Here is a 16,466-nt window from a genome sequence, read left to right as displayed (position 1 = left end):
CTCTGATTGAGAGCCGAACACCCGCCGCACGTAACGTCGAAGAATGACCGCGCCCGAGACATCCGCCCCCACGATCTCAAATCTGCTCGCGGAGACTCGACGGTACCCGGCGCCAGAGGCGTTCACGGAGCAGGCGAACTTCGGCGCCGCCGAGTGGGAGAGAGCGGATGCCGACCCTGTCGCGTTCTGGGCGGATGCCGCTTCCCGGCTCGACTGGGCGGAGCCGTGGCACACGACGCACAGTTGGGAGCCGGTGGCCGAGGGCGCGGACGGCGAACTGACCGTGCCGAAAGCCGAGTGGTTCGCTGGCGGGAAGCTCAACGTTGCCGTGAACTGTGTCGACCGGCACGTCACGGCGGGCAATGGCGACAAGATCGCGCTGTTCTTCGAGGGTGAGCCGGGTGACCGGCGGGCGATCAGCTACGCCGAGCTGCAGCGTGAGGTGTCGAAGGCGGCGAACGCACTCACCGCGCTCGGCATCACCAGGGGCGACCGGGTGGTCATCTACCTTCCGGTCATTCCCGAGACCATCATCGCGACCCTTGCGGTGGCCCGGATCGGCGCGATCCACTCGCTCGTGTTCGGCGGGTTCAGCGCCGAGGCGCTGAGGTTCCGGGTTGAAGACACCGGGGCGAAACTGCTGATCACCACCGACGGACAATACCGCCGAGGGGCGGCCGTCGCCGTGAAGGACAACGCCGATGCCGCGGTGGACGGTGTCGAGAGCATCGAGCACGTGCTCGTCGTGCGCCGCACCGGCGATGCGACCCCGGGCATCGCCTGGACGGCCGGGCGCGACGTCTGGTGGCACGACACCGTCGACGTGGCATCCGACGTTCATGTTCCCGAAGCGTTTGACGCGGAGACCCCGTTGTTCATCATCTACACGTCGGGGACGACCGGGAAGCCCAAGGGTCTCGTGCACACCTCGGGCGGCTATCTCACCCAGGCGTCGTGGAGCCACTGGGCGATTTTCGACGCGAAGGCTGATGACGTGCACTGGTGCACCGCCGACCTTGCCTGGGTGACGGCGCACACCTACGAGATCTACGGACCGCTGTCGAACGGGCTGACCCAGGTGATCTACGAGGGCACGCCGAGCACCCCGCACAACGCGCGGCACTTCGAGATCATCGAGCGCTACGGGGTGACCACCTACTACACGGCGCCGACGCTTATTCGCACGCTCATGACCTGGTTCCCCGACGGGGCGCCTGCCGAATACGACCTCACGTCGCTGCGCCTGCTCGGCACCGTCGGCGAGGCGATCAACCCGGAGGCGTGGGTCTGGTTCCACACCCATCTTGGCCGCGGCGAAACGCCAATCGTCGATACCTGGTGGCAGTCGGAGACGGGAGCGTCGGTGATGGCACCGATGCCGGGCATCTCGACCCTCAAGCCCGGTTCAGCGAACCGCGCTCTGCCCGGACTGTCGACGCTCGTGGTCGACGACGACGGCAACGCAGTGCCATTCGGTGAGGGCGGCTACCTCGTTGTCGACCGCCCAGGGCCCGGTCTCGCCCGCACCGTGTGGGGCAACCCCGAGCGCTACCGCGACTCGTACTGGGCACGGTTCTGGAAGCAGGGCTACTTCTTCTCCGGCGACGGCGCGAAGTGGGACGACGACGGCGACATCTGGGTGCTCGGCCGGGTCGACGACGTCATCAACGTGTCGGGGCACCGGCTGTCGACCATCGAGATCGAGTCGTCACTCGTCGCGCATCCCGCCGTCGGCGAGGCCGGTGTTGTCGGGGTGACGGATGCCCTTACCGGTCAGGCCATTGCGGCGTACGTTATTCCCGCCGCTCGGTCGTGGGGTGCGGAGTCCGAGGACCCCGCCTACTGGCTGGGTTTGCGGGACGAACTCACGGGCATCCTGCGCGCGCACGTTGCGGCCCAGATCGGGCCGATCGCGAAGCCACGCGACGTCATCCTCGTACCGGATCTGCCCAAAACCAGGTCGGGCAAGATCATGCGCCGCCTCCTCGGCGATATCTCGGACTCGCGACCCCTCGGTGATGTGACGAGCCTGCAGGACGAGACGGCACCGGCGCGCATCGAGCAGATCGTGCGGGCGGGGCGCGTCCTCGCCCTCTGACCCCTCCGTTTGCCGAGCGCTGCATTCCCATGCCCGCGCTACAGAAGTATCTGCAGCCCGAGCATGGATGTGCAGCCGTCAGCGAGCTGTCGGCTTGGCCGAGCTTCACGGATGCGTTCAGCCATGAACATAGGATGAGAATAACTACACGACCCTGAACCCGGTGAGCGATGCCCAACCAACCCTCTGCGACACGCACGAGCGCGCACGGACGAATTCGCTCACGGCCTCTGATCGCAACCGCGGTTCTTGCAGTTCTTCTGACTCTCTTCACCGTAGGCAGCATCGGGCCCTCCGCCGCGTCACTCCGGGACACCACAAGCGGTGAGTTGCTGACGGCGCAGGCCGCATCGATCCAGGCCGTCAGCACTCTCGCGTCCCCGCTGACGGTTCAGTATTCCGCAGGGGTGATGGAAAAGACCGGTGCCCTGATCATCACGAACACCGGGACCGTTGACGCCACCTACCGAACGATCACGGCCGCAACCGGTGCTGCACTACTCGTGAGTGGTGTCAAAGTCTCGATGTGGCCATCGACGGCCGCCGCCGGGTGCGCCACTCCCGCGGTCAATGCGATCAGGGGCAGCTGGGCATCGTTCCCAGCGCTGTCAGGAACTCTGGTTCCGGGTGGATCGCAGTTCTACTGCGTGAAGAGCACTCTCGACACCCCGGTCGGCCATCCGTCGAACACGGCCGTGACAGCTGTCTTCTCCACAACGCTCTCCCGCAGCAACTGGACGAGCACGGCGTCGTCGACGGCCACCCAGACGTTCGTCGACGCCGTACCGGCAGCACCCACCAACCTGACGTTCAGCGGAACAACGTCGGCGTCCACCACGCTGAACTGGACCCCGTCAGCCGATGACGTTGGCGTTACAGGGTACGACGTGTACCGGGGCTCCTCCCTGGCGGGAACCACCACGGGAGCGACATCCCTCGTCGTCACCGGCCTCACCGCCGGCACCTCCTACAGCTTCACGGTTAAGGCCAGGGACGGAGCTGGGCATCTCTCGGCCAGCTCACCCATTGCCAACGTGAGAACTCTTGCCATCAACGCGCCCAGCGGATGGTTCCAGCTCGTCAACACGAAGAGCCAGATGTGTATTGATGCGTCAGGTCGCGGTACGACAAACTTCACACCCCTTGTGCAGTGGACCTGCAGCAACCCCGCCGCGACAAATCAGCAGTGGTCATTCTCCGGCCCCAACGCGGCCGGTTACTACACCGTTGTGCCGCGCCACTCAGCTTCCATCGTTTGGGACGTCGAGTTGGCGTCGAACAACGACGCAGCGAAGATCATCCTCTACGGTCCGAACTCGGGGACAAACCAGCAGTGGAGCGTCATTGCAGTCGGACCCGATAAATATCAGTTCGTCGCCCGCAACAGCGGGAAGTGCCTGGGGGTCATCGGTGGTTCCATGGCAACGAACGCGGGGTTCGAACAGGTCACGTGCAACGCGAGCGACCCTGCGCAGACCTTCAGCTTGCGAGCCATGGCGGTCGCGGATGTGCAGGCCCCGACCGCCCCGACGAACCTCACGGCGGCTGCTTCCACAAATACTTCGGTAACGCTCAATTGGGCCGCGGCTTCAGACAATGTCGGCGTTAGCGGATACGTGGTGTACCGCAATGGAGTGCAAATCGGTACAACTTCGCCGTCGCAGAGGACATTTACGGACTCCGCCGCCGCAGCGAACGTCACGTACTCGTATTCGGTTCGCGCCATAGATGCCGCTAGCAACATGTCAGCTCCCTCCACCTCCGTTTCAGTGACCACCCCTCAAGCGCTGAGGTGTTCTTACCCAGACCCGAGCGCCCCCGGCTATTGGCTCAACTACTCGTGGACCAACACCATGAAGGATGACGCGTCCATTAACAGCTACCAGCTCTACATCAACGGTCTACCGGTCGAACCAACTGGGAACAGGTGGGCAGACGCCCTCGGGGTGTCAAACGAGACGGTCCACCAGAAGGCGTCGGTCCCATCTACTACTGTGCCCGTGGTCCTGAAACAGAAACTGGTCAACGGGCAAGAACGTATCGTTGCGACGGGCGCGGTACGTCTCGCTGTTGATCAGTGGAATAACAAGCGCGCGTACTGCGTGTAGCTCTCAGCGGGACGGCCCGACAGCGCACCAGTTAAAACGTTTGTTGTGTCAATCCCTGAATAATGGAGCGACCTCACCAATAGGCTGACCTCCATGAGATTTGGAATATTTGTGCCACAGGGATGGCGCCACGACCTAGTTGGAATCGACCCCGCAGCGCAGTGGGACACGATGAGCGGCCTCGCAGCCCACGCCGATTCCGGCGACTGGGAGTCGATCTGGGTATACGACCACTTCCACACGGTGCCGGTGCCGAGTGAAGAGGCAACCCACGAAGCATGGACGCTGATGTCCGCGTTCGCCGCCACGACGAAGCGCGTTCGCCTCGGCCAGATGTGCACGTGCATGAGCTACCGCAACCCCGCGTACCTCGCGAAGGTCGCCGCGACCATCGACAACATTTCGGGCGGCCGCGTCGAGATGGGCATCGGCGGTGGCTGGTACGAGCACGAGTGGCGCGCATACGGCTACGGGTTCCCGAGCGCGGGTGACCGGCTCGGTCGCCTCGACGAGGGCGTCCAGATCATGAAGCAGGCCTGGGAAACCGGCACAGCGACCCTCGACGGCAAGCACTACCAGGTCGACGGTGCCATCGTGCGTCCACTCCCCATCCAGGAGAACGGCATCCCGTTCTGGATCGCCGGCGGCGGCGAGAAGGTCACCCTCCGCATCGCCGCGCAGTACGCCCAGTACACGAACTTCGACGGTTCGCCCGAGGGCTTCGCCCACAAGAGCGACATCCTCCGCGGGCACTGCGACCGCATCGGCCGCGACTTCAACGACATCGTGCGCAGCGCCAACTACAACGTCGTCATCGCCGATACCGAAGCTGAAGTCGCCGACCGGCTCAAGGCCATCGAGGCGAGGGTTACGCCATACCTCGGCGAAGCAAAGGCCGCCGACTTCATGGCCGAGTACCGCAGCGGCGCGGCGCTCGGTGTCGGTACTCCGGAGCAGATCGCCGAGCGCCTCTCGTCCATGCAGGACCAGGGACTCGCCTACGCGATCACCTATTTCCCCGAGGCGGCATATGACCGCTCAGGCATCGAGTTGTTCGAGCGTGAGGTTCTGCCAGAGCTGGCTCAGCCCTCGCGGACCGAGCCGACCGCCGCCTGACGCTGGCATCTGAACATCCGTGAACGAACGGATGCCGTCACCCACGTGAACAAAGCGGGTGCCGTGGACTCCTCCACGGCACCCGCTTTGTCGTGTTCTTCTACCGAACGATCGCGGTGCGCAGCAGCCGCCACGTGCCAATCGAACTCAACGCGATCACGATCACGGCCGCAACGGCGAGCCACCACAGTTCAAACGCGGTGAGAATGTCTGCGGCCGACGGGATGAGCACGATCAGCGCGAGGACAAGCACGAGACCGATGCCGACACCGATCAGCTGGGGGCCGCGAGCGGCGAATCGCAACCAGGCCGCGCCGAAGACCCCGCCGATCGTGAGCATCGTCAGCGCACCGAGGAAGACGATCGGCAGGAGCCGACCGAGGTCACCCGCACCAAGCACGTAGATATCGAAGACGTAGAAGTCGGAGAACCAGTGGCCCGTCGCGATCTCGATCGTCGTCAGCACGGCGAACACCACCGCGAGGTAGGCAGAAACCAGAACAGCCCAGAGCACTGTTCCACCGGCGAATCCGCGGCGGGTGGCACCCAGTGTCAGCGCGAAGGGAAACGTCGTCGCGACGGACTGCACGCCCAGATAGACGAGGAAGCCCGCGAGCGCGTAGAGAATTCCGGGGTTCGACTGTGAGCCCGAGATCCAGTCCGGAGTGCCCGGGATGCTGCCGGAGCGCCAGAAGAGGAACGAGATCAGGACCGAAATCACAGCGACCACCGCCGTGATGTAGAGCGGAACGACGAAGGTGACCTCCCGCTTGTTGAGGTGCAGCTTCGTGGTCGGGATCAGTGTGCTCATGCTCGTCGTACCTCGTTCATGGTGTCGGATGCTGTTTCGTCGGCTCCGTAGGCGGCGACGAGTTGCTGAAGGGACGCGCGCGTGATCTGTACCCGCAGGTCTTCGGCAAGCGCGCGGGTGCCGCTGTCGAGAACGCCGGAGCCGGTTGCTGACATCAGCCCGCCGACGACGCTCGTCGACAGGACATTCGCCGCGGTCGTGAGCTGGCTGACCGCGACGGTCGTTCCGCTCATCACCCACGCTGATTCGCTCGCTTCGTCGCTGTCGGCGTTGAGGACCACGCGCCCCGCGTCCATGATCACGACCCGATCGAAGAGCGACGCACTTTCGTCGATCAGGTGGGTGGAGAAGACGACAGTGCGTGGGTGCTCCGTGTAGTCCCGCAACAGGATGCGGTGGAAGAACGCCCGCGCGGTGACGTCGAGGCCGAGGTACGGCTCATCGAGGAGGGTGACGGGGGCCCGCGATGCCAGGCCGAGCACAATCGCCACCGATGAGAGCTGCCCGCGGGAGAGCTTCTTGATCGGCGTCTTTGCCGGAATGCGGAACCCATCGACGAGTTCGGCGGCGACTTCCGCGCTCCAGTTCGGCGCGAAGTCCGGGGCGATGCGCAGCACGTGGTGCAGCCGGTAGTCGTCGGGATAGCGCTGGTTGTCCCGAACATAACTGATCTGAGCCAGCGTCTCGGCGTGCTCGAACGGGTCGTGACCGGCAACCTGGACGCGACCGGACGTTGGTCGATCCTGTCCGGCCATGATCGACATCACTGTCGTCTTGCCCGCCCCGTTGCGGCCGAGAAGCCCGACGATCGAGTGCTCCGGAACGGCGAAGCTGACGTTGTCGAGCGCGTGCACACGACCAAAATGTCGGCTGACGGAGTCGATCTCGATGGCGTTCGTCATTTGCTGTCCTCCTGGTTGATCAAGTCGTTGAGTTCTGTTCTGTCGATGTGAAGCAGACGGGCTTCGCGCACGAGCGGAGCGATGTGCCGTTCCGCGAATTCTGCGCGCCGTTTGGCCCGCAGTTTCTCCTGCGCCCCCGTCGACACGAACATTCCGACGCCCCGCTTCTTGTAGAGCACTCCCTGTTCGACGAGCAGGTTCACTCCCTTGGCGGCCGTGATGGGACTGATCTGGTAGAAAACCGCGTACTCGTTGGTTGAGGGCACGCTGGATTCCTCCGGATACGTTCCGGCCAGGATGTCTTCGGCAACGCGATCAGCGAGCTGCTGGTAGATCGGGGCTTCCCCAGTGAACATTGTCACGACCTTAGGTTCTATAGTTCACTAGTTAACCTAGGGAGCTGGACCGGTGTTGTCAACCTTCTGACGGCATCCATGCCAATCCGCCATCGAACGGATGCCGTCAGTACAGTGAGAGAGGACGGTCGGGTGGAATTTCCCACGCTGCCCGTTCCTTTCATGTGAATAGGTCAATGGCGACTTCCGTTTCAACCAGAGAAGGGTCCCATGACCATCGCAGCATCCGACCGCGCCGCCATCACCAGCGCTCCCATCCACGAAGTCCTCGCCGGCCGCTGGAGCCCCCGCTCCTTCGACCCCACGATCGAGGTTCCCACCGAGAAGATCACGGCCGCCCTCGAGGCTGCCCGCTGGTCGGCATCCGCTTCAAACACGCAGCCCTGGCGTTTCATCGTTGCCCGCCGCGGCACGACCGAACACGCCACGATCGTCGAAAACCTGATGGGCTTCAACCGCGAGTGGGCCTCATCCGCCGCCGTACTCATCGTCAACATCGCGACGATGACGACCGACGACGGGACCCCGCTCCGCTGGGCGCAGTACGACCTCGGCCAGGCGGTTGCTCTCCTCTCGGTGCAGGCGCATCACGACGGTCTCCACGTACACCAGATGGGCGGCATCGAGGTCGATGGACTGCGTGCCGCGTTCGACATCGCGCCTGACCTTGAACCGATCTCCGTCACCGCACTCGGAGTGCTCGGGACTCCCGAATCACTGACGAGCGAGGTCCTGCGCGAGCGCGAGATCGCTCCCCGCAGCCGCCGCCCGCTCGACGAACTCATCCTCGCCAGCGCGTAAGCGAGAGCCGCGCCGGACAGCGGCATCCCCTGGCGGAGGGGATGCCGGTGTTCAGTCGTCCTTGCGGGTGCGGTTATCGATCCCGGGGCGTTCGGGGATCACGGGGAATGAACCAGTGAATCCCTGGCGCTCCTGCGCTATCTCAAGAATCCCGCGACGCGCGGCGAACCAGCCGAGGATGAGCAAGGGGATGACGATGACGAGCGATCCGATGGTGAACGTGCCCACCGGGTAGTCAAGCGCCATGAGCACGAGCACCGTGACGAGGAACGCCAGGGTGAGCCAGGCGGTGAACGGTGCGCCGAAGAGCCGGAAGGACGGACGCTCCATCTTGCCTTGCTTCGCCCAGCGCTGAAGCTGCATCTGACACAGGATGATCATTCCCCAGCCGGTGACGATGCCCAGCGCGGAAATATTGAGGACGATCTCGAAGGCGTCGTCAGGCACAACGGCGTTGAGACCGACGCCGAGGAGGGTGATCACACCGGTCAGAAGGATGCCTCCATACGGCACCCCGCTCTTGTTCATCAATCCGGTGAACCGCGGAGCTGCGCCGTTGACCGACATCGAGCGGAGGATCCGGCCGGTGGAGTACAGCCCGGCGTTGAGGCTGGAGAGCGCGGCCGTCAGCACGACGAAGTTCATGATGTTGCCAGCGGTCGCCGCAACGGCCGGGCTGCCGATGCTGGAGAAGAACGTGACGAAGGGGCTCTCATCCTTGCTGTATTCGGTGTACGGAAGCAACAGCGAGAGCAGCAGGACACTGCCGACGTAGAAGACGGCAATCCGGATGATGACCGTGTTCACCGCCTTGGGCATGATCCGTTTGGGATCAGTGGTCTCCCCCGCCGCTGTGCCGACGAGCTCAATGGCGGCATAGGCGAACACGACCCCCTGCACAACGAGCACGGCGGGCAGGAGCCCGTTCGGCAGGAACCCGCCATTGTCAGCGAGCAGTGACAACCCGGGTGTTCCCACATCCGTCGGCAAGCGGAAGGCCAGGAAGGCTGCGCCGATCAGCAGGAAGGCGACGAGCGCCACCACCTTGATGATGGCAAACCAGAACTCCATTTCGCCGAAGACCTTAACCGAAACCAGGTTGAGGGACAGCACCACGGTGAGGGCGATCAACGCGAGGATCCACTGCGGCACGTCGGTGAACGCCGACCAGAACTTGACGTAAATAGCCACTGCGGTGACATCGACGATGGCGGTCATGGCCCAGTTGAGGAAGTACATCCACCCGGCGACGAACGCCGCCTTCTCACCGAGGAACTCCCGCGCGTACGACACGAACGAGCCGGACGACGGTCGGTGCAGAACGAGTTCACCGAGGGCACGCAGGATCAGGAACGCAAAGAAACCGCAGATCGCGTACACGAAGACGAGAGAGGGGCCAGCGGATGCCAGTCGGCCGCCTGCCCCGAGGAACAGACCGGTTCCGATGGCGCCACCGATGGCAATCATCTGCAACTGACGAGGCTTGAGTGTCTTGTGGTACCCCTCCTGTTCGCCGGAGAAGTCCTGCACCGCCATCATCTCGTCGCCGAGACGCTCCCGCGGGTTCTCGAGATCGGGCGCCGGGTCGTGGTCCGGCGGCTCGTAGTGGTGTTCGTGCTGCATGACCGTGCTCCCCTCGCCGTCCCAATAAAAGACTCTGAGCCTAGACCTGCCCAGTGGGTCGGGCACAAGGGACGAACGAGAGGAATTGTGCCGCCTCGAACCACCCAGCCCGACACGGGGATAAAAAGCACAAGAACTATTGCGCAATACTTGTTGTGCTTATACGCTGCTTCCATGACCCCGATCGAGGCTTCCCGCAGCACCCTGGTTTCAGCGACGTCGATGCGCGTACTCGCGCATCCAACCCGTCTCCGACTGCTCGGCCTGCTCCGCGAACGTGGCCCGCAAACCGCCGCCCAGCTCGGCGACATCGTCGACGAGGCACCCGGCACCGTGAGCTACCACCTCGGCAAGCTCGCCTCGATCGACCTCATCGAGCCTGCGGAAGCGGGGAGCACCGATCGCCGCGAGCGCTGGTGGCAGGCGACCTCCGCCCTCACCAGCTGGGAGCCATCCGAACTGCTCGATGACCCGGAGAAGCTCATGGCGTCGTCGGTGCTGCAGAAGACGATCGGGCAGGCATACGCGTCCCGATACGCCGAGTACGTAGACGCCATGCCGACGCTGCCCAGGGAATGGGTGGCGGCCGGCGCGAGCAGCGACCGAACGCTGCGCCTCACCGCCGACGAGCTCACGAGGATGCGGGCCGAGCTGGAGGAACTGACCGAGCGATGGCTCGAGGCGAGCGCCTCACACGACCCGGCTGCAGACGACGGCGCCGAGCCCGTCGTGCTCGTCTACCAGGCCTACCGGCGCCCCTAGGCAGAAACCCGTGACCTCCGTCGAGACCCCGGGACGCGATCGCCGCGCCATCGGCTCACTCACCGCGCTCCTCGCCGCCCACTCGATCTCACAAACGGGCAACGTTGTGACGGCATTCGCCGTCCCGTTCTACGTCCTCGCGATCGGCGGCTCCGGCCTCGAAGTGGGCATCGCCGCCTTCTTCGCGACAGTGCCGATCGTGATCGGCGGCCCGCTCGGCGGAGTCGTTATCGACCGGGTCGGTTATCGGCGGGCAGCGATCGTTGCGGATGTGGTGAGCGGCATCGCCGTCCTGGCCATCCCGGTCCTGGCCCTGACGGTCGGCCTCCCGTTCTGGGCGCTGCTCGCGCTCGTCTTCGTTGCGGGGCTGCTCGACACACCGGGACAGACCGCGCGCCGGGTGATGCTGCCGGCGCTGACGGTGCGAGCCGGGGTGCGTATTGAGCAGAGCGTCGGACTTCTCGACGGTTCCGAGCGTTTCGCCAGGCTCATCGGCGCGTCGATCGCCGGACTTCTCGTCGCTCTCGTCGGCCCGATCCCCGCCCTCTTCGTGAACGCAGCGACGTTCGCGGTGTCAGCGCTGCTGACCTGGCTCTTCGTGCCCGTCGTGCCGATCGCGCACCCGGCCTCTCGACAGGGCGACGGCAGCGCCGCAGGCAGGCAGGGCCCCTCCTATTGGAGTGACCTGGCTGAAGGTTTCCGATTCGTCGTCCACGACAAGCTGATGCGACTGATCGTCGGACTCGTCGTGGTCACCAACCTGTTCGACGCTGCGCGCAGCGCTTCTCTGATGCCGCTGTACGCCAACGATCACCTCGGCGGGGCCGCGGCGCTTGGCCTGCTCGTCGCCGTGATGGGCGGGTGCGCCCTCGTCGGCAACGTCGCGTTCGGACTCGTCGCCCACCGGGTTCCGCGACGGGTGACCTTTGCCGTGTGCTTCGCCCTGGCTGGCGGCCCGTCGAGCGCCGCGTTCGCGTTCGGAGCGCCACTGCCCGTGCTCGTCGCCGTGACCGCGCTCTCCGGACTGGCCGCGGGGTCAATCAACCCCATCCTCGGCGCCGTCGAGCTCGAACGGGTTCCCGAACACATGCGCGGTCGGGTGTTCGGCCTGATTAACGCCGGCGCCTGGGCCGGCGTTCCGTTTGGCGCATTGCTCGGCGGCATCGCCGCTGACACGATCGGGCTCGCGCTCGCCTTCGGGATCATCGCCGTCGCCTACGTTCTCGTCACACTGAGCCCGCTGACGGGCGGCGCATGGCGAGAGATGGAACGGCGAGAGGATTCATCGTCCGTGTCGAGCGGGAACACCGAGACCGAACGCGCGGGCAGAGCATCCGTGAGGCGGTAGACCCTCGTGAATCCGTGCTCCGATGTGGCGGCGGCGTGTGCTCTGCTGCCACAGTGGATGCCGTGATCGCACTCCTGTCCGCGCCGACCAACCTCGGCCTGCGGCCCCCCGAACCCGGCGGCGCCCCCGGCACAGCAAAGGCGCCGGAGGCATTGCGTGAGGCTGGCCTCTACGGCGCATTCCAGTCGGCCGGTGCGCTGGACGCCGGCGTCGTGCTCCCCGGCCGATACGTCGACGACGACCAGACCCGCCCGAGAGGCCGGGTTCGGAATGAAGAAGCCATCGTGGACCACGCTCGACGGCTTGGCGCGCGCATCAGCACCCTCATCGAGCGTGGCCACGCGCCACTCGTCCTCGGCGGTGATTGCAGCGTGCTTCTTGGCGCCGGACTCGCCCTCGCTGACCGACCAGCGCCTGGTCTCATTCACATCGATGGGCACACGGACTTTCGCCACCCCGGCAACAGCGACGAGTGCGCGAGCGTCGCCGGCGAAGACCTGGCGGCGGCGATGGGGCTGCACTGGCCCGCGATTGCCGATATCGATGGGCTCGGCCCGTACTTCGCCCCCGGGAACGCAGCCCACATCGGATGCCGTGACGACGACGCGGAACTGGCGGAGGCATCCGCTCGCCTCGGTCTCGTTGTGCAAGCGAGTGTCGCGATGGAGAGGGGCATGGCCGAGACAGCGGCGGCGGCGGTCGCTGTTGCCGGCGGCTCGGGTTATTGGCTTCAACTCGACGTCGACGTTCTCGATCCACGGTGGATGCCCGCTGTCGACAGTCCAGACCCGGGCGGTCTCGACCCCGATGAACTCGTGCGGCTGCTCCGTGCCCTGGCCCCCGGTGCCGTTGGTGCGTCTCTCACCGTGTTCGACCCCGACCTCGACCCGGACGGCCGCTACGCGCTAGTGCTCGCGGGAATCCTCAGGGACGGGCTCGGAGAGCTCGGCTCGAGGGCGCACGGCGGCTGAGACCCGCCCCCGCGCACCCGCCCGCGCTCTAGACAGGTACCGGGACAGAACCGACGGTCAGAGCGTCGGCGTGGGGATCGAGATCCACCCGCACCATGTCGCCGTCCCGGACCTCGCCACTGAGCAGCGCCATCGCGAGGCGGTCGTCGATTTCGGTCTGCATGAGCCGGCGCAGCGGACGTGCCCCGTAAATCGGGTCGTACCCTCTCTCGGCAAGCCAGCTGCGGGCATCCGGGGTCACCGCAAGCTCGAGGCGACGTTCGTTCAACCGGCGCTGCAGTCGATCGATGTAGAGCTCGACGATCTGGCTCAGGTCATCCTGGCTCAGGGCCGAGAACACGACGATGTCATCGAGCCGGTTGATGAACTCGGGCTTGAAGGCCTGGCGTACCATCTGCTGGACGGCCTCTTCCTTCTCGGTCCACGACAGCGTCGGGTCGACGAGGAAGTGCGAGCCGAGGTTCGACGTGAGGATGAGAATCACGTTGCGGAAGTCGACGGTTCGGCCCTGGCCGTCGGTCAGTCGACCGTCGTCGAGCACCTGCAGCAGCACGTCGAAGACCTCGGGGTGGGCCTTCTCGACCTCGTCGAGCAGCACCACCGAGTACGGGCGGCGACGAACGGCCTCGGTCAGCTGGCCACCCTGCTCGTAACCGACATAGCCGGGAGGGGCACCGACGAGCCGGGAGACGGAGAACTTCTCGCCGTACTCCGACATGTCGATGCGAACCATCGCCTTCTCGTCGTCGAAGAGGAACTCGGCGAGCGCTTTCGCGAGTTCCGTCTTGCCGACGCCGGTTGGGCCGAGGAACATGAACGAGCCAGTAGGCCGGTCGGGGTCCGAGATGCCCGCTCGCGTACGCCGAACGGCATCCGACACCGCACGAACGGCGCGGTGCTGGCCGACGAGCCGCTTGCCGAGCTCGGTTTCGAGGTGCAGCAGTTTTTCGGTCTCGCCCTGGAGCAGGCGGCCGACGGGGATGCCGGTCCACGCGGCGATCACCGCGGCGATGTCATCGGCGGTGACCTGGTCGTTGACCATGAGCGGCCCCTCGCTCTCGGCCTGCTCGGCCTCGCGCAGTTCGCGCTCCATCACGGGGATTTCGCCGTAGAGCAGGCGCGACGCCTTTTCGAGGTCGCCCTCACGCTGCGCACGCTCGGCGGAAACGCGTGCGGCGTCGAGTCGTTCCTTGAGCTCGCCGACCCGGTTGAGGTTGGCGCGCTCACGATCCCAGCGGGCCTGCAGCTCTGCGAGTGTTGCCTGGCGCTCCGTGAGGTCTTCGCGCAGCTTCGCGAGTCGCTCCTTCGACGCGTCGTCCTTCTCCTTCTTGAGGGCGAGCTCCTCGAGCTTCAGCCGGTCGACCGCACGACGCAACTCGTCGATCTCGACGGGCGACGAGTCGATTTCCATCCGCAGCCGGGAGGCGGCCTCGTCGATGAGGTCGATCGCCTTGTCCGGGAGCTGGCGGGCAGGAATGTACCGATTCGAGAGGGATGCCGCTGCGACGAGGGCCGAATCGGCGATCGTCACCTTGTGGTGGGCTTCGTACCGCTCCTTGAGTCCGCGGAGAATCGCAATGGTGTCTTCGACACTCGGTTCGCCCACGTACACCTGCTGGAATCGCCGCTCCATGGCGGCATCCTTCTCGATGTACTCGCGGTATTCGTTGAGCGTGGTTGCGCCGATCATGCGCAGCTCACCACGGGCGAGCATCGGCTTGAGCATGTTCGATGCGGCGACACTTCCCTCGCCGGCGCCGGCGCCCATGAGCGTGTGAAGCTCGTCGATGAAGGTGATGATCCCACCCTCGGCGTCCTTGATCTCCTGCAGTACCGCCTTGAGGCGCTCCTCGAACTCACCGCGGTATTTCGCACCGGCGACGAGTGCGGCGAGGTCGAGCGAAACCAGCTGCTTGTCCTTCAGCGAATCGGCAACGTCACCCTGGACGATGCGCTGGGCGAGACCCTCGACCACCGCGGTCTTACCAACGCCGGGTTCACCGATGAGCACGGGGTTATTCTTCGTCCGGCGGGTGAGCACCTGGCTGATCCGGCGGATCTCGGCGTCACGGCCGATCACAGGGTCGAGCTTGCCGGTACGCGCAACGTCGGTGAGGTTGACCCCGTACTGTTCAAGAGCGCTTTTCTGCTCTTCCTGCGGCTGCTGTCCAGGCTGCATTGTCGTTACCCCTCAGAGTTGAGTCGTGAAGACTCAAGTTTAGCAAGTGTGCACTCGTGTGACCACCTTCTATGCTGGGAGGCGCCGTGCGCCCGGAGCACAGATCATGGGCACGCTACATCCCCCCGAAGAAGGACACCAGTGAACAAAGTCGACGTCATCGTGATCGGACTCGGTTCAATGGGTGGTGCAGCGGCGAGTGCCCTTGCCCAGCGCGGTCACAGCGTGCTCGGCATCGAGCGGTTCTGGCCGAGCCATGACCGTGGGTCCGCACATGGCGGCACCCGGATCATCCGCCAGTCATACATCGAGGGCATCGAATACGTGCCTCTTCTGCGCCGAGCCTATGCGGGCTGGCGTGAACTGGAGGAGCAATCGGGCCGGTCGCTCATGACACTCAGCGGCGGCATCTACATCGGTGACCCCGAGGAGCAGACCTTCACCGGCGCGCTCGCCGCTGCCCGCCACTGGGACCTGCCGCACGAAGTGCTCACGAGTGATGAGATCGCCGCGCGGTTCCCGGCGATGCGACCCGCACCGCACGCGATGGGCCTCTTCGAGCAGAACGCGGGCTTCGTCGACCCCGAGGGCACGACGGCAGCCAACATCCAGGTCGCCACGATGCACGGTGCCGAACTGCACTTCGGCGAGACGGTTCTCTCCTGGACGGCAACACCCGGCGGTGGAGTCGAGGTGGTGACGACGCGGGCCAGGTACGGCGCCGATCGACTCGTTGTCGCGCCGGGCGCGTGGTCGCAGCAATTGCTCGGCGAGGTCGGCGCGCCCGTCACGGCGGAGCGCCAGGTCGTCTACTGGTTCACCCCCGATGTCTCGCCGGGCCACCCCGGACACAGCGACTACGCCGTTGGCACGCAGCCCGTCTTCATCGAGCGCACCGACGGCAATCGACTGGTTTACGGGTTCCCGATCGTCGACGGCCCCCTCGGCGGCATCAAGATCGGCTTCTTCAACGACCTCACCCCCACCGATCCGGATGCCGTCAATCGTGAGGTCCTGCCGTTCGAGGTCGCTGAGATGCAGGCGCGAGCGCTCGAGCTGTTCCCGCACCTCACGGGCAGGGTGCTTGCGTCAAGCACGTGCCTCTACCCGAGCTCGCCGGATGACCACTTCATGATCGGACTGCACCCCGAGCACTCCCAGGTCACCGTCGCCACGGGATTCGGCGGGCACGGCTTCAAGTTCGTTCCCGTCGTCGGTGATATCGTGGCCGACCTGTCGACGCGTGGACGCACCGACCTCCCGATCGACCTGTTCTCACTCGACCGGGAGGCGCTGCGGCGGTAGCCCGCGCGGCGGCATCCGCACCCAGCGCTACAGTTCCATGCCCGCGCTACGGAAGTGTCTGCAGCGCGGGCATGGATGTACAGCGG

The 16,466-nt window shown here is 65.3% G+C and carries 13 protein-coding genes; 8 read left to right on the top strand and 5 right to left on the bottom strand.

Annotated features, from left to right (window positions below; all coding sequences use genetic code 11):
• Positions 1 to 43 precede the first annotated feature (43 nt).
• The 3 genes from acs (at position 44) to AC1C2M_RS14690 (ending at position 5,322) form a co-directional block, all read left to right on the top strand.
• Positions 44 to 2,098, top strand: a complete 2,055-nt coding sequence (gene acs, locus AC1C2M_RS14700) for an acetate--CoA ligase (protein ID WP_495437323.1) — start codon at positions 44 to 46, stop codon at positions 2,096 to 2,098.
• A gap of 170 nt (positions 2,099 to 2,268) precedes the next feature.
• Positions 2,269 to 4,206, top strand: a complete 1,938-nt coding sequence (locus AC1C2M_RS14695) for an RICIN domain-containing protein (protein ID WP_495437321.1) — start codon at positions 2,269 to 2,271, stop codon at positions 4,204 to 4,206.
• Positions 4,207 to 4,299: 93 nt separating this feature from the next.
• Entirely contained in the window at positions 4,300 to 5,322 is a 1,023-nt protein-coding gene (locus AC1C2M_RS14690) for an LLM class F420-dependent oxidoreductase (protein ID WP_495437320.1), read from the top strand.
• Between the two features lie 100 nt (positions 5,323 to 5,422).
• Here the strand turns inward: AC1C2M_RS14690 and AC1C2M_RS14685 are convergent, their stop codons facing one another.
• From AC1C2M_RS14685 to AC1C2M_RS14675, 3 genes are read right to left on the bottom strand one after another with little or no spacing between them, the layout of a single operon-like run.
• On the bottom strand, positions 5,423 to 6,133 hold the full coding sequence (locus tag AC1C2M_RS14685; RefSeq protein ID WP_495437318.1) for a hypothetical protein: 711 nt from the start codon (positions 6,131 to 6,133) through the stop codon (positions 5,423 to 5,425).
• Positions 6,130 to 7,035 carry an ABC transporter ATP-binding protein gene (locus tag AC1C2M_RS14680; protein WP_495437316.1) on the bottom strand — a complete coding sequence of 302 codons (906 nt, stop codon included), beginning with the start codon at positions 7,033 to 7,035 and terminating at the stop codon, positions 6,130 to 6,132. Before AC1C2M_RS14680 ends, AC1C2M_RS14685 begins: the two co-directional genes overlap by 4 nt.
• Positions 7,032 to 7,391, bottom strand: a complete 360-nt coding sequence (locus AC1C2M_RS14675) for a GntR family transcriptional regulator (RefSeq protein WP_495433741.1) — start codon at positions 7,389 to 7,391, stop codon at positions 7,032 to 7,034. The genes AC1C2M_RS14680 and AC1C2M_RS14675 overlap by 4 nt, the downstream gene beginning before the upstream one ends.
• Before the next feature lie 210 nt (positions 7,392 to 7,601).
• Between AC1C2M_RS14675 and AC1C2M_RS14670 the strand changes: the two genes are divergently transcribed.
• Positions 7,602 to 8,192 carry a nitroreductase family protein gene (locus tag AC1C2M_RS14670; RefSeq protein WP_495437315.1) on the top strand — a complete coding sequence of 197 codons (591 nt, stop codon included), beginning with the start codon at positions 7,602 to 7,604 and terminating at the stop codon, positions 8,190 to 8,192.
• A 51-nt stretch (positions 8,193 to 8,243) separates the two neighbouring features.
• Here AC1C2M_RS14670 and AC1C2M_RS14665 read toward each other — a convergent pair whose 3' ends face one another.
• Positions 8,244 to 9,731 (bottom strand): amino acid permease, encoded by a 1,488-nt coding sequence (locus tag AC1C2M_RS14665; RefSeq protein ID WP_495437563.1) that lies wholly within the window; start codon positions 9,729 to 9,731, stop codon positions 8,244 to 8,246.
• Positions 9,732 to 9,989: 258 nt separating this feature from the next.
• Between AC1C2M_RS14665 and AC1C2M_RS14660 the strand changes: the two genes are divergently transcribed.
• The 3 genes from AC1C2M_RS14660 to AC1C2M_RS14650 all read left to right on the top strand — a co-directional run bounded on the left by AC1C2M_RS14660 (position 9,990) and on the right by AC1C2M_RS14650 (position 12,896).
• Positions 9,990 to 10,577, top strand: coding sequence for a winged helix-turn-helix domain-containing protein (locus tag AC1C2M_RS14660; RefSeq protein WP_483406108.1), 588 nt, complete (start codon positions 9,990 to 9,992; stop codon positions 10,575 to 10,577).
• A gap of 10 nt (positions 10,578 to 10,587) precedes the next feature.
• Positions 10,588 to 11,925 carry an MFS transporter gene (locus AC1C2M_RS14655; protein WP_495437313.1) on the top strand — a complete coding sequence of 446 codons (1,338 nt, stop codon included), beginning with the start codon at positions 10,588 to 10,590 and terminating at the stop codon, positions 11,923 to 11,925.
• Positions 11,926 to 11,987: 62 nt separating this feature from the next.
• Positions 11,988 to 12,896: an arginase family protein gene (locus AC1C2M_RS14650; protein ID WP_495437311.1), complete on the top strand. Its 909-nt coding sequence runs from the start codon at positions 11,988 to 11,990 to the stop codon at positions 12,894 to 12,896.
• A 28-nt stretch (positions 12,897 to 12,924) separates the two neighbouring features.
• On the opposite strand, the gene AC1C2M_RS14645 is transcribed toward AC1C2M_RS14650, so the two are convergent.
• The gene (locus AC1C2M_RS14645) at positions 12,925 to 15,075 is read right to left on the bottom strand and encodes an ATP-dependent Clp protease ATP-binding subunit (RefSeq protein ID WP_495433571.1); all 2,151 of its coding nucleotides are present in this window, start codon (positions 15,073 to 15,075) and stop codon (positions 12,925 to 12,927) included.
• 141 nt (positions 15,076 to 15,216) lie between these two features.
• Here AC1C2M_RS14645 and solA point away from each other — a divergent pair, with 141 nt between their 5' ends.
• On the top strand, positions 15,217 to 16,380 hold the full coding sequence (gene solA / locus AC1C2M_RS14640; protein ID WP_495437309.1) for an N-methyl-L-tryptophan oxidase: 1,164 nt from the start codon (positions 15,217 to 15,219) through the stop codon (positions 16,378 to 16,380).
• Positions 16,381 to 16,466 lie beyond the last annotated feature (86 nt).

Source organism: Mycetocola sp. Y444 (genome assembly GCF_059445295.1).
The sequence above is the reverse complement of the archived record's forward strand: the minus strand, read 5'-3'. Positions and strand labels throughout refer to the sequence as shown.

Excerpts from the sequence above, each read along its gene's own strand:
- AC1C2M_RS14660 (WP_483406108.1), top strand. The coding sequence starts at position 9,990 with ATGACCCCGATCGAGGCTTCCCGCAGCACCCTGGTTTCAGCGACGTCG.
- AC1C2M_RS14685 (WP_495437318.1), bottom strand. The coding sequence starts at position 6,133 with ATGAGCACACTGATCCCGACCACGAAGCTGCACCTCAACAAGCGGGAG.
- AC1C2M_RS14695 (WP_495437321.1), top strand. The coding sequence starts at position 2,269 with ATGCCCAACCAACCCTCTGCGACACGCACGAGCGCGCACGGACGAATT.
- AC1C2M_RS14665 (WP_495437563.1), bottom strand. The coding sequence starts at position 9,731 with ATGATGGCGGTGCAGGACTTCTCCGGCGAACAGGAGGGGTACCACAAG.
- AC1C2M_RS14670 (WP_495437315.1), top strand. The coding sequence starts at position 7,602 with ATGACCATCGCAGCATCCGACCGCGCCGCCATCACCAGCGCTCCCATC.
- acs (WP_495437323.1), top strand. The coding sequence starts at position 44 with ATGACCGCGCCCGAGACATCCGCCCCCACGATCTCAAATCTGCTCGCG.
- AC1C2M_RS14675 (WP_495433741.1), bottom strand. The coding sequence starts at position 7,391 with ATGTTCACTGGGGAAGCCCCGATCTACCAGCAGCTCGCTGATCGCGTT.
- AC1C2M_RS14690 (WP_495437320.1), top strand. The coding sequence starts at position 4,300 with ATGAGATTTGGAATATTTGTGCCACAGGGATGGCGCCACGACCTAGTT.
- AC1C2M_RS14645 (WP_495433571.1), bottom strand. The coding sequence starts at position 15,075 with ATGCAGCCTGGACAGCAGCCGCAGGAAGAGCAGAAAAGCGCTCTTGAA.
- AC1C2M_RS14680 (WP_495437316.1), bottom strand. The coding sequence starts at position 7,035 with ATGACGAACGCCATCGAGATCGACTCCGTCAGCCGACATTTTGGTCGT.